The organism is Olsenella sp. HMSC062G07 (genome assembly GCF_001811895.1).
In the GTDB taxonomy this organism is placed as follows: domain Bacteria; phylum Actinomycetota; class Coriobacteriia; order Coriobacteriales; family Atopobiaceae; genus Olsenella_F; species Olsenella_F massiliensis.
Genome location: NZ_KV806928.1, coordinates 1 through 10,562 on the forward strand (window position 1 = coordinate 1; position 10,562 = coordinate 10,562).

Annotated in this window: 26 protein-coding genes; 1 reads left to right on the forward strand and 25 read right to left on the reverse strand. The window is 63.3% G+C overall.

Annotated features, from left to right (window positions below; genetic code table 11):
• The 25 genes from HMPREF2826_RS00230 to HMPREF2826_RS00340 all read right to left on the reverse strand — a co-directional run.
• A partial coding sequence (locus tag HMPREF2826_RS00230) for a hypothetical protein (protein ID WP_148138274.1) occupies positions 1–216 on the reverse strand: 216 nt, incomplete at its 3' end.
• Between the two features lie 2 nt (positions 217–218).
• On the reverse strand, positions 219–497 hold the full coding sequence (locus HMPREF2826_RS00235) for a hypothetical protein (protein WP_070637978.1): 279 nt from the start codon (positions 495–497) through the stop codon (positions 219–221).
• A gap of 98 nt (positions 498–595) precedes the next feature.
• Positions 596–781 (reverse strand): type II toxin-antitoxin system HicA family toxin, encoded by a 186-nt coding sequence (locus HMPREF2826_RS00240; RefSeq protein WP_070637981.1) that lies wholly within the window; start codon positions 779–781, stop codon positions 596–598.
• An 83-nt stretch (positions 782–864) separates the two neighbouring features.
• Positions 865–1,296 carry a hypothetical protein gene (locus HMPREF2826_RS00245; protein WP_070637983.1) on the reverse strand — a complete coding sequence of 144 codons (432 nt, stop codon included), beginning with the start codon at positions 1,294–1,296 and terminating at the stop codon, positions 865–867.
• Positions 1,297–1,402: 106 nt separating this feature from the next.
• Positions 1,403–1,873 (reverse strand): class I SAM-dependent methyltransferase, encoded by a 471-nt coding sequence (locus HMPREF2826_RS00250; protein ID WP_070637986.1) that lies wholly within the window; start codon positions 1,871–1,873, stop codon positions 1,403–1,405.
• Complete coding sequence (locus tag HMPREF2826_RS09330; RefSeq protein ID WP_168163946.1) at positions 1,870–2,028, reverse strand: hypothetical protein; 159 nt, start codon at positions 2,026–2,028, stop codon at positions 1,870–1,872. Before HMPREF2826_RS09330 ends, HMPREF2826_RS00250 begins: the two co-directional genes overlap by 4 nt.
• Positions 2,029–2,082: 54 nt before the next feature.
• Complete coding sequence (locus HMPREF2826_RS00255; protein WP_070637988.1) at positions 2,083–2,802, reverse strand: adenine nucleotide alpha hydrolase family protein; 720 nt, start codon at positions 2,800–2,802, stop codon at positions 2,083–2,085.
• A 31-nt stretch (positions 2,803–2,833) separates the two neighbouring features.
• Positions 2,834–3,265: a hypothetical protein gene (locus tag HMPREF2826_RS00260; protein ID WP_070637993.1), complete on the reverse strand. Its 432-nt coding sequence runs from the start codon at positions 3,263–3,265 to the stop codon at positions 2,834–2,836.
• A gap of 14 nt (positions 3,266–3,279) precedes the next feature.
• Positions 3,280–3,564, reverse strand: coding sequence for a hypothetical protein (locus HMPREF2826_RS00265; RefSeq protein ID WP_070637996.1), 285 nt, complete (start codon positions 3,562–3,564; stop codon positions 3,280–3,282).
• A gap of 39 nt (positions 3,565–3,603) precedes the next feature.
• Positions 3,604–3,735, reverse strand: a complete 132-nt coding sequence (locus HMPREF2826_RS09720; RefSeq protein WP_256388666.1) for a hypothetical protein — start codon at positions 3,733–3,735, stop codon at positions 3,604–3,606.
• A complete protein-coding gene (locus HMPREF2826_RS00270) occupies positions 3,732–3,950 on the reverse strand; it encodes a hypothetical protein (RefSeq protein WP_070637999.1) in 219 nt (72 codons plus the stop codon). Before HMPREF2826_RS00270 ends, HMPREF2826_RS09720 begins: the two co-directional genes overlap by 4 nt.
• Before the next feature lie 87 nt (positions 3,951–4,037).
• Entirely contained in the window at positions 4,038–4,223 is a 186-nt protein-coding gene (locus HMPREF2826_RS00275) for a hypothetical protein (protein ID WP_070638002.1), read from the reverse strand.
• A 97-nt stretch (positions 4,224–4,320) separates the two neighbouring features.
• Entirely contained in the window at positions 4,321–4,701 is a 381-nt protein-coding gene (locus tag HMPREF2826_RS00280; protein ID WP_070638005.1) for a hypothetical protein, read from the reverse strand.
• 2 nt (positions 4,702–4,703) lie between these two features.
• On the reverse strand, positions 4,704–5,165 hold the full coding sequence (locus HMPREF2826_RS00285; RefSeq protein WP_070638008.1) for a hypothetical protein: 462 nt from the start codon (positions 5,163–5,165) through the stop codon (positions 4,704–4,706).
• On the reverse strand, positions 5,162–5,794 hold the full coding sequence (locus HMPREF2826_RS00290; protein WP_083307145.1) for an ATP-binding protein: 633 nt from the start codon (positions 5,792–5,794) through the stop codon (positions 5,162–5,164). Before HMPREF2826_RS00290 ends, HMPREF2826_RS00285 begins: the two co-directional genes overlap by 4 nt.
• A complete protein-coding gene (locus tag HMPREF2826_RS00295) occupies positions 5,772–6,476 on the reverse strand; it encodes a conserved phage C-terminal domain-containing protein (protein WP_070638014.1) in 705 nt (234 codons plus the stop codon). The genes HMPREF2826_RS00290 and HMPREF2826_RS00295 overlap by 23 nt, the downstream gene beginning before the upstream one ends.
• Before the next feature lie 10 nt (positions 6,477–6,486).
• Positions 6,487–6,870 (reverse strand): single-stranded DNA-binding protein, encoded by a 384-nt coding sequence (locus HMPREF2826_RS00300; protein ID WP_070638016.1) that lies wholly within the window; start codon positions 6,868–6,870, stop codon positions 6,487–6,489.
• On the reverse strand, positions 6,867–7,577 hold the full coding sequence (locus HMPREF2826_RS00305) for an ERF family protein (protein WP_070638018.1): 711 nt from the start codon (positions 7,575–7,577) through the stop codon (positions 6,867–6,869). Before HMPREF2826_RS00305 ends, HMPREF2826_RS00300 begins: the two co-directional genes overlap by 4 nt.
• Positions 7,578–8,084 (reverse strand): hypothetical protein, encoded by a 507-nt coding sequence (locus tag HMPREF2826_RS00310; RefSeq protein WP_070638020.1) that lies wholly within the window; start codon positions 8,082–8,084, stop codon positions 7,578–7,580.
• Entirely contained in the window at positions 8,085–8,354 is a 270-nt protein-coding gene (locus tag HMPREF2826_RS00315; protein WP_070638023.1) for a hypothetical protein, read from the reverse strand.
• Between the two features lie 2 nt (positions 8,355–8,356).
• On the reverse strand, positions 8,357–8,821 hold the full coding sequence (locus HMPREF2826_RS00320; protein WP_070638025.1) for a RusA family crossover junction endodeoxyribonuclease: 465 nt from the start codon (positions 8,819–8,821) through the stop codon (positions 8,357–8,359).
• On the reverse strand, positions 8,818–9,153 hold the full coding sequence (locus HMPREF2826_RS09335; protein WP_070638028.1) for a hypothetical protein: 336 nt from the start codon (positions 9,151–9,153) through the stop codon (positions 8,818–8,820). The genes HMPREF2826_RS00320 and HMPREF2826_RS09335 overlap by 4 nt, the downstream gene beginning before the upstream one ends.
• Complete coding sequence (locus HMPREF2826_RS00330; protein ID WP_148138276.1) at positions 9,150–9,443, reverse strand: hypothetical protein; 294 nt, start codon at positions 9,441–9,443, stop codon at positions 9,150–9,152. The genes HMPREF2826_RS09335 and HMPREF2826_RS00330 overlap by 4 nt, the downstream gene beginning before the upstream one ends.
• Positions 9,444–9,486: 43 nt before the next feature.
• On the reverse strand, positions 9,487–9,849 hold the full coding sequence (locus HMPREF2826_RS00335) for a hypothetical protein (RefSeq protein WP_070638035.1): 363 nt from the start codon (positions 9,847–9,849) through the stop codon (positions 9,487–9,489).
• An 85-nt stretch (positions 9,850–9,934) separates the two neighbouring features.
• Positions 9,935–10,159, reverse strand: coding sequence for a helix-turn-helix domain-containing protein (locus HMPREF2826_RS00340; RefSeq protein WP_070638038.1), 225 nt, complete (start codon positions 10,157–10,159; stop codon positions 9,935–9,937).
• 141 nt (positions 10,160–10,300) lie between these two features.
• Here HMPREF2826_RS00340 and HMPREF2826_RS00345 point away from each other — a divergent pair.
• Positions 10,301–10,562: helix-turn-helix domain-containing protein (locus HMPREF2826_RS00345; protein WP_070638041.1), on the forward strand; the 262-nt coding region annotated here is incomplete at its 3' end.

Sequence of the window (10,562 nt, forward strand, 5' to 3'; positions counted from 1 at the left end):
CCTTCTGACCCCGCCATGTTTGCTCATGGCCGAGCCCTCGTCCTCCATGATTCGCTGCTCGGTCATGGCGGCGTCTTCATGCCATGGGAAGCCGAAGTCCATCCCGGCGCTGCGCCCCCTGGCGCTGACGCACATCCTGCGGTCGCTCTTGAAGGTGTAGCTGCAGGGCGCGCCGTCCTTGGCGATGTACTTCACCTTGTACTTGCGCTTCGCCATGGCTACATTACCTTTTGGATGCCGAGGTACGATGCCTTGCAGCCAAGCTCCTCGGCGATGCACCCCGCGTAGTCGCGGAACAGCTCCACCTTCGTGGTGCCGTCGATCGGGCGGCAGTCCTCGTAGCCGCACGTGCCATGCTGCCAGTGGATGAGCCATTCGGCCTTGTCCTCGCCGGTGAAAGCGTCCTCGTAGGCGCGGTGCTCGAACCGCGCCGTCACGATGGCATGGACGTTCGCCTTGGTGGTGAGCAGGTAGTCAACGGAAAAGACAGCCTTCATGGTAGAATCCTCTCGGAATGTGGACGGTCGCCGCCAAGCTATGCCGTCCTGCTTCTAGTGGGGCGGGGGATTCGGTTCCCCCGCCCGCTCCGTCTAGGTCACCATCCGGCCTGCTTGCAGATGCTCGTGTAGGTGCCTCGGTCTAGGTGCTCGCTCGGCTTTCCCGCCACCGTTACCCTTCTCCCCCCCTTCCGGTAGCGCCTGTGGTCGCCTCGCGTCCTTGCTTCCACCCATCCCTCGGCCTCAAGCCTTCGGATGACCTCGCGGACTGTTGGTGGCTGCATGCCGCCTCCTTCCGTCCGTGGATTAAGTATAACATAGTTAGTCTTAATGGAAGGCGAGAACACTAATAGATTTAGTCTTCTCCTTAGAACAGCGACAGCTGCATCGGCTGCCCATTGGACCGCGCGTTGCGCTCGTCGATGGTCCACCTGAGGTCGACCAGGCAGTCGCCTAGGAACTGCGGGTCTAGGAGGTTCGTCCACATATCCTCGTGCTCGCAGTGGAGGCGACCGCCGCTCAGGCGGGTGCCGCAGAACGGGCACCCATCGCACCCGTTCTCGGCACCCTCGGGCCTCACCGGTCGAACTCGCGCCCGTCGACCCCCTTGGTGTGCTCGCCCCGCTCGGGGCACCAGACCCACCAGCACCCGCATGGGCACGGCTCCCACCGCTCGCACTCCCTGCAATGGACGAATACCGGGTCTGGCGGGCGCCGCGTTCTCATCGGTCGAGTACTCGGTGTTGTCGATGTGCTGCTCGCAGCCCGGCTTGTAGACCCTTGTGACCGTGTACATCATCGCTACTCCTCCTCGCCCTCGAAGTCCCACTCCCGAATCGAGCCGTAGGTGTATCCGCCGTCGTGGCAGCGGCACTCCTGGCCGTGCTCATGCGCCAGCTCCTCGGTCATGACTCCTCCTTGACGAACACGACCCAGTGCGTCTTGCTGGACCTCGGCCTCCTGTTGCCGTAGAGCGGCTCGGCCGGGAACGCCCTGCGCACCTCGGAGAGCGGCAGCTGCACGTCGCTCCACTTGAAGACCAGCGTCCCCAGCGGGGCGAGCACGCGCCAGCACTCCGCGAAGCCGCGCGCCAGGTACGGCTCCCAGTCGCTCGGGAGCAGGCCGTACTTCTCCGCCTGCCACCCCCTGCCACGCAGCAGGTGGGGCGGGTCGAACACGACGTGGGCGAACGCCCCGTCAGGGAACGGCAGGTCGCGGAAGTCGGCCACCACGTCCGGCTCGCAGCGGAACACGCGCCCGTCGCAAAGCGTCGCCGACCTCGGGTGGGCGTCCACCGTCAGGACGTGGCCACGGGCGAAGTAGAAGCTCTCCCCGCCGCAGCAGGCGTCCAGGACGGGCGGGAGCGTCGCGCTCACGACTCGCCCGCCAGCCGCTTGCAGCGGGCCACGAGGTCGTCCGTGTGCATCCTGATGGATCTGGCGTCGGCCGCGTTCTCGCGCAACTCGCGCGCCACCCGCAGCAGCGTTCTTGCAGCTTCCCCTGTGATGCGCTCGTCGTCTGTCGGTCTCATGCGTCCTCCTTCCGCTCTTGCAGCACCTTGACCAGCGCGAGCAGAGCTTCACTCTCATTCATCCTCTTTAATCGCAAGCTCGCACATGAGCGAGCACTCTGGCATGATCTCTGTTTTCATGTCGCCTCTCTCCGGGCTAAGCTCATCGAGGAAGACCCCTTTTATGCAGCTGTGGCCGACCTCCCGCTCCTCCCTTGCTCGACGCGCGAAGACGTCTGGGAAGTCCCCTCTAATCCGGTTCCAGTAGCCCATGCCGCCCTTCACGCACCCGACGCAGTTGTTGTTCGCGTACCCGAGGTCGTACATGGCGGGCCTCCTGATGCCCAGCCGCTCGAGCATCGCGTGGCAGTCCTCCTTCGTCAGCCACCGCTCGATGAGCGGGTAGAGATTCCGCGCCTCGAGCGTGACGGCGTCCAGCCGCTCGGCGCGACGCCGCTCGTTCGCGTCGAACCCCCACACGTACTCGAACCCCTCCTGGTGGGGGTAGTTCCTGCGCTCCCACTCCTGGCGCACCCTCTTCTTTAGCAGGAGCGTGCACGCCGCGCCGCCTGGGCCATTGATGTAGCGACGGCGTTCTATGACATCGTCCACGCCGGAGTACTCCGTCGAGCGGATGACCTCGATCTCGCGGCCCAAAGCACCCTCGCAGTCGCGAACGAAACGCATGGAATCTGGGTGCTGGTCGGCCACGTCGATGTACACGACGCGGTCGGGGCGAGAGAGATACGCTGCTACGAAGGAACTCGCGCCGGCTGAGAACCATGCGACTCTCACTCGACCACCTCCACGCACTCGTCAGCGGTCATCAGTCATCCACCTTCTCGAACTGGATGCTGATGTCCGTCTTCCAGCTGTTGGCGAGGTTGCGGGTCATCGAGTCGAGGAAGGCCTCAGCCATCCTGTCCTGCGTCGATGCCTTCTCCATCTCGGCCTTGATCGTTTTGCGGAACTTGGGACGTGACTCCTCGACAACCTCGTTGAGGAGGGACAGGACCTCCTTCTTGATCGCCTCCGACACTATGTATTCGAGCCACGTCATGCCGTTGGCCCGGCCGTAGTCGCTCGTCGCGACGTAGCCGCGCTTGTCCACCTTGATGTTCAGCACCTCGCGCACGAGCGCCTCGGCTATGCCCTCGTCGCTGACGCTCTGCAGGATGGCCGCCTTGGCCGTCTGCGTCACCGCGTCCTTGATGATCGAGTCGTCGATGTTCAGCCCGATTACGTTCTGGTTTGCCATGGCTGTCTCCTTAGTCACTTGTCTTCTCTTGGCTGCCCCCACGCGCAGAAGCCTCCAGGCGCGACCACAGCCGTGGTGCTTGCGCCGTCGTACACGAGCGATCGCTTGATGGGACAGCGCATCGTGTCGAGGTATTTGCAGTCCCGGCACCGCACCAAGTTCATCGGTCGTTCTTGCACATCCGGCGCGGACGCCCTGAGCCTCCTGACCTCGCCCAGCAGCCTCTCGTAGTCGCGCCAGACCTCCTGGTACCTGCGGTACCACATCTCAGCGACGTCCCTCTGGCTAACCTCTGGCATCGGTCGCCTCATCGTCGATCAGCTCGTCATATGTGTAGCTCATGCCAACCACCCCATCATCCTGCCGATTTCGGTAACCAGCCAGACGATGCCGTACAGCGCGGCAGCGTCAATCAAGAGCGCCACCAGCAGCGTGGTCACGCAGCCGCTGGCCTTTTCCCTGTCAATCATTCGAAGTCCTCGCATTCAATCTCCGTCACCAGCTCGTCTAGCTGGGTGTAGTCTCCGTTAACGTCGCACCAGCCCCACACGCTTGCCCTGTCGGGCGGCTCGTAGCAATGGGCGCAGTCCTTGCACGTCTTGCCCCGCACGTAGGCCGCCCTGGCCTCCTCCTGCTCGGCGCAGTACACGTCCCAGTCGTGGGCGGGGTCGCTGCTCCTAATCATCGAACCAGCCTCCCCGAAAGCCGCCGTCAGGGAAGATGGCGCGGGTGATTGCGAACAGCGGGCACAGCGGCTTAGGCTCCATGTCGGTCATTCCCACACCTCCTTTGGAAGCTCGCCGCTTTGCAGCGCGTCCCGCAGGCTACCGGGCAGCGCGGCCCAGAGGGAAACCAAGGCCGCGTTGCACGCATCCTTCTCGGGGCAGTCCGGCAGCATCTTCACGGCGCTCGTGGCGCACGCTATGGCCGCTGCCTCGCGCATCTCGATGAACGTCATTGCAGCACCACCTCCATGTTCAGGTTCGCGGGGCTGTCAACGCACACCGGCGCGTCCTGCGGCACGTCCTGAAGCTCCGCTATAATCTCGCCCACCGTCATTTCGCGGCCTCCTTGTCCTCTTTCTCGGCTTCCTCCTCGGCCTTGGTCTGGTCGTAGAGCGCCCGAAGCTCCGGCTCGAAGAACTTCACGGCCTTGGCCTCCGAAACGTCCTTGGGCCTTTGGTAGGTCTTCGCGCTCTTGTGGCGCCAGTCCTCGAACTCCTGCCCGTCCACGGCCTCGCACTGGAAGAACCACGCCTCGAACACCAGCTTTCGGCCAATGTCCGCCACGCGCCGCTCCATGAAGCTCGGCTCCTGCCCCTCCAAGATTTCCAGCTGGGCCGTGAGGCGGTCGTTCTCCGCCGCCAGCTTGTCGTTCAATGCCTGCGCGGCTTCCAGCTCGCCAATCACGTACTGTTCGCAAGTCATGTAATCCATGGTCAATCCTTCCTGATTCGTCTGATTACGTTTCCGTTCCTGTCCTCGATGACCCACTCGCCGTGCCAGTAGAGCTCTTCGCTGCCTTGGTACATGGCATCCGTCATGCCCCCGGCCCACCACTCGGCAGCATCCTGCTCGCTGCCCCATTCCCAATGGATGCGGTACTGGCCCGAGTGGACTTTCCCATGGCATCCGGTTGTGCCGCTTCCGCACAGGGCGAACAATGCTGGGCGGAGCTTACGGCCCTTGAGGTCGAAAAAGGCCCTGCCCCCGCCTATCCCGGTGGGCGGCTCGTGGTGGCTGTTGGTGGCGCGAGCGCCGCAGATGCAGCAGCAGGCCCCCTCTTCCAGCCGGTTGGTGCGCACGCCACGGCCTTGGTAGTAGGCACCGACGCAGGGCTTGCCGTACTTCTCGGCGGTGGTGATTGAAAGCCCTCGCAGGTCTGAGGTAGGCGGCGTCATGACAGCCTCATGTCAACGCCGGTAAGCTCGATGCGCTCGCAGGCCCCGCCGATGCGGCTCACGATGCGGGCACCCTCCATGCCGCCCCAGCGCTCGCGCAGCTCCCCGAGGCTGTAGTTCGACGTGATGACCGTGGGCAGGCCCTCGGAAACCCTCGCGTCGATAAGCCCCGAAAGCGTCTCCATGGCCCAAGGCGTGGGGCGCTCCATGCCCAAATCGTCCAAGGCAAGGAGGTCGTAGCGCTCGGCCCACTGAAGCACGCCACGCTCGCCCCCGTCCCACTCGGCCTTGACGGCATCGAGCAGGGCTTTGGCTGTGAGCAGCTTGCACCTCCTGCCCTGACGTATCGCCAGCCTCACGCAGCACGCCGCCGCCCAGGTCTTGCCCCTTCCGGGTGATCCGTAGAGGTACGTGCCACGCCCCTGCCTGAAGCGCTCGAAGCAGGCGTGCCCCTCGGGTGAGTCCGCCTCGATGTAGCCGCCGCGAAGCCCTGCCTTGCGAAGGCGGCTCTCGGCCATCTTGCGCACCATCTGACGGTACTCCTCGGTCTGCTCGAAGGGGACGGGCGGTGAGGGCTTCACGCCTTCGGGGACGTTTGGCAGCAGGTCAGAGATTCGAGTACTCGTCATGCTGCGCCCCCTTCCCTGCGTTCAGGTACCGTTCCATGTTCCGCTCCCTGAAAAGCGTTTCCGGGCAGAGGTACTGCGTCATGTCGCGCCCGTCCTTGGCCTTCACTCCCAGCCATTCCGGCACCTTCGCGTCGATTACGGCCTTGAAGTCGGCAACGGTGTAGCCCTCGGCGAGGCGGGCTTTGATGGGCGTGGCGTTGGCCTTGGCAGTGGGTCTGAAGCTCTTTCCGGTCTTGGCGTTGAGGTATTCGACGATTTCCCGGACTGCTGCTGCCTTCTCCTTGGCATGGTTTGGTTTGGCATGGTCTGGTATGGATTGGTATGGTATGGAGGGGGATTTTTCGTTACCCCCGTTTTCAACATCCGAAACCGGGGTTTCTGATTCGCAAACCGGGGTTTCTGAATCGGCAAACCCTTCGTCCGGCTGCAGTAGCGATGCGCTACCCGCCTTGCGGTTGCCGCGACCCCCGGTTTTGCCCAAACCGCGGAACGACTTGTTGTTGTCTATGTCCTCCCTAAGCCCCTCGAACACCGCTTGGAGCGCCCAATCATCGAACGTCGGCTCTATTCCGCGCGTGCCGTACTGGGCGAGCGCCCAGAGGAGCAGGCCGCGCTGTTCCTCTGGCACTCGTTCAAGCGTCGTTGTGAACTTAGGGAGCCATGTGAACTTGGCTTCTTCCACGACAGCCTCCCTAGAATGGGCAGTCTTCGTCGTAGTAGCCCTGCTGCGCGGGCTGCTGCTGTTGCTGCTGGGTCATGAACTCGATTTCGTCGGCCACCACTTCCAGCTTCGAGCGCTTCGAGCCGTCCTGCGCCTGCCACGAGGAATAGCGGAGCTTGCCCTCGATTGCGACCTTCATGCCCTTGCGCAGGTAGCGGCTCATCGCCTCCGCGCGCTTGCCGAACATGACGCAGTCCACGAAGTTGGGCCGGTCCTCCCACTCGCCCGTCTGCTGGTTGCGCGCGCGGTCGTTGACCGCCACGCCGAAGGACATGACCTGCGTGCCGTTGCGCAGCGCCCTCATTTCCGGGTCGCGGGTGAGGTTGCCGCTGATAACGGCCTTGTTGATGCTCATTGCTGTGCCCCCTTCCTCAGGCTCCTGCTCTGCTCCTCCATCTGGTTCAGGTAGCGCCCGAACTCCAAAAGCTGCTCGTCCGTAAGATCGGCCATGCTCTCAACGCCGAAGGAGGCCGTCATGTAGGAATCCGTGGCACCTTGGTTCATGCCGTTCTCGATGCACTGGGCGCTTAGCTCCGCGCATCTGGCAAGCATCTTCTTTCGCTTGTCTGCGGAGCTGTGGTGCGCTGTGGCGGGCGCTTTCGGCTGGGCCGGTGTAGTTGCCACGGAACGTGCCTGCGCGGCCTTAGAACGGTTCTCACGCGCCATGTTGGTGGCAACCTGTCCGTCGTCGTCCTCGCCGCACAGCCCAAACGCGGAGCGCAGGGCGTAGCGGCGCATGTACGTCTCGAAGCTCCCCGAGGTCTGGGCGTCAGCCGTGGGGTACATCGGGCGCTCGTCAAGCTCAAAGCGCTCCTCGGCGTCGAACACCACGGTACGGAGCACCCAGCAACCCGTGACCTCGTTCCAGTCCATGGGCTGTGTCAGGCCGATGCCGTGCGCCATCAACGGGGGACGTATGGCCGCGAGCACTTGGTCAAGCGACTCGTAGTTGTACGTGTACGTCCTGCCGCTCTTGGTGGGCACCGTGGCCTTGTTCGACTTGGCGGGGTTGGTCATCTCGGCCATGGCGGCGATGAGGCGCGTCCTCAAAGGCTCTGCCATCTACCCCACCTCCCCCATGAGAAGCCCCGTCACTGCGGAGGGGAGCGCCGTCCCAAGGGCATCGGCCACCTTCTGCGGGTCTATCCGCAGGACGGTGCCCTTGGCGTGCTCGGGGGTTGTCTCGGTGACAACCTCGCAGCCGTCCGGCACCTCGCCCGTCTGCTTGAAGTAGGCCTCGACGCGCTTGTAGTCCACCTCGATGCGGAGGAACCCGTTCTCGCCCGCCCAGCGCGAAAGCGCCTCCGGGTCTACCGTGTGCAGCCCCGTGGTCGTCTTCTCCTTGGCCACGGTCACGGAGTACGTGCCGACCTTCTTACCGGCAACCTTCGCGTCAAGGCTCTTGATGCCCTCGGCCTCGTACATCGCCAACAGGTCGGCGTCGCACTCGTTGCGCAGCCCGTCACCCGTGGTGGAGACGTACTCGCCCATGGCCTTGAACAAAGCTTGTGCCACGTAAAGGCGCTCGCGGTCGGTCATGGGGGCGTAGCCCTGAATCTCGTCGGCCATCTACTCCACCTCCTCGGGGAGCAACGGCGCGTCCTCGGCCTCAACGACCTCGCCGGTGTCGGCGTTCACGTTGTAGATGTTGATGGTGGGTGCCTGCTGGTCGATGGGCAGCTCCTGCTGCTCGCTCTCGATGGTCAGGAAGACGATTCCGCCAGAGAGCTTGATAGCGTCGAAAACGCCCTTGCTCTCCGTCACGGCTTCGAACTGCATGTTGGTCACGCCGCCCTTGACGGTGGCCTGCTTGAACTGCGCCTTGATTGTGTTTGCCATGGCTATTCGCCCTTCTCGTATGTCTCTTCGTGGTAGGAAGCCTCTATTGACACGAAGCAGCCCTCGCCGTGGGGCTTCCTGCGTCCCTTTATCGCCTCTATGCGGGTTATCTGGGAATCGTCGGCGAACGCCACGCCGTTCAGCGCGTCCAGCACCGCTTTCAGCATGTTGTCCGCGTCGGGCTTCGACAGGTCGGCTCTCCCGTCCCAATACTTCGGGTTGGACTTCGCCAGCTCCCGCCTGAACGTCACCGTGATCCACACCTCGCCCTCGAACGCCACCCACCGCGTGCCGACCTGCTCCAACCATGCGGAGGCGATGACCTTCTCAAACTTGGCGGTCTTGGTTGGCGTGTAGACCCTCGCGTGCCCGCCCACGACCTGCGCACGCGGGCGCTGCTTGCCGGTTATCTCCGGCACGCGCACCTCGCACTCGGCGTTGCCGACCGCCTCCGAATGCCAGCTCATTTGAGCCTCGCAGTCGTGAAACCGTCGGCGTCGCTCCGCGCGACCCTCATGCGTATGTCCGGGTCTTGCTCCATGGCGATCCGCGCAAGGTACGGCGCGAGGGCGTTGGCTATCTCGATGCCGAAGCGGATGCGCACGCTGTATATGCACCGGTTCGGGCTGGCCTTGCGGTCGTGGGTGTGGGCGCACTCGCGCCTCGCCGCGCCCTTGTAGTAGGCCCATTCCTCGGGGTGGCTCGTCACCCACTGCCGCGCGACCCTCATGCGCTGCTCGCCCTTGGGGTCTAGGCCGGGGAGGGCGCACTGGTTCTCCGGTGACTGCATGGCCCTCATGCGAGCACCACCGAACCCTGTTGCAGCATCTGCTCCTGCATCTGCTGCATGTTCTGCACGCACCCGTCAACCGTCGGGACGGCCCAGAGCCACAGGATGAGCGTGAAGATGAGCGCCGCGACACCGAAGCCAAGCATCAGGCCGCATTTGAAGGCCTTTTCCTGGTTATCCCTTGCCAGGTCTGCGGGCGTTTTCAGCGCGCGTGGTATAGTTGCATTGGCCGGTTGGCCTTTCCGGGCGCTCGCGATGTGGTAGTTGGGGGCGCTCGGTTGTTTTCTGGTCACCATCACTTGTTCTCCTTTCTCGTTTCCGCTGGTAAATTGCAAAGGGTCGTCAACGGGTCATGTTTTTGAGTTTTTTCTTCACCCGAGACTTGCGCGAATAGAGCCTTTGCCTCTCCTTGTCCTCGCGCTCGTTCCGCCTCACCTCCTCCTCAAGGTCGCGTACCTGCTCGGCTAGGAACTCGCGTCGCTTCTCCTTGGTGCAGGCCGCGCACCATCCGGTGCGGCTGCTCAGGGGCTTGCTGACGCGCATCCCGCACTTGGGGCACGTCCATGAGCGCCGGAGCGAAACGCCGAAGCGCTTTGCCTGGCACTTGACGGAATCGACGGAGCGCTTAAGCTCCTTGGCTATCGCCTCCGCACCTTCCCCGGCGTGCTCCTCCAGGTACTTGATTTCACGGCTCGTCCACTTCACCGCTCCGGTCTCCCCTCAAGGAGCCACTTGCGGTAGAGGGCGCGGAGGTAGTCGCTCATGCAGGCGGCTCGCTCTTCGGCGGTCATCAGGCCACCGCGCAACGCAAGATGCGCTCCGGCGTGCGTGCCATGAGGTAGTCAAGGCTGCACCCGAAGATGTCGGCCATCTCAACGAGCTTTGAGCTGCGGATTGCCGTCTCACCCGATTCCCAGTCCTTGACGGAATCACGCGAGACGTTGAGCTTGTCGGCAAGGTCTTGCTGAGACATGCCGAGGCGCACGCGCTCCGATGCGATGTTGTTGCGTGTCATATCCACTCCTCTCGAAAAGGTACCCGTATCGGGTACGTATAAAGCGAACTATATCCCCAAATTGGCTACTTTGCAAGAAAGAATCTTGTCAAGAACCCCCATTTTGGGTATCTTTTGCCTTGTAGAGAAGGAAGGACGGAGATGAAGCTGAAGGAGCTGCGCCGGAAGAACGGGCTTACGCAGGAGCAGGTTGCCGCAATCATCGGCATCCCGAAGAAGACCTATCAGAACTATGAGCGCGGCGTGCGCGAAGCCGATTCAGAGGTGCTTTGCACCTTGGCCGACCACTATGGCGTATCCCTTGACGAGCTTGTCGGGCGCGACCATAGCCCGATGGCTAAGACAGCCGATGAAGCGCGCGAAGACGAACTTATTAGCATCTTCCACCAGATGGACCAGCAGG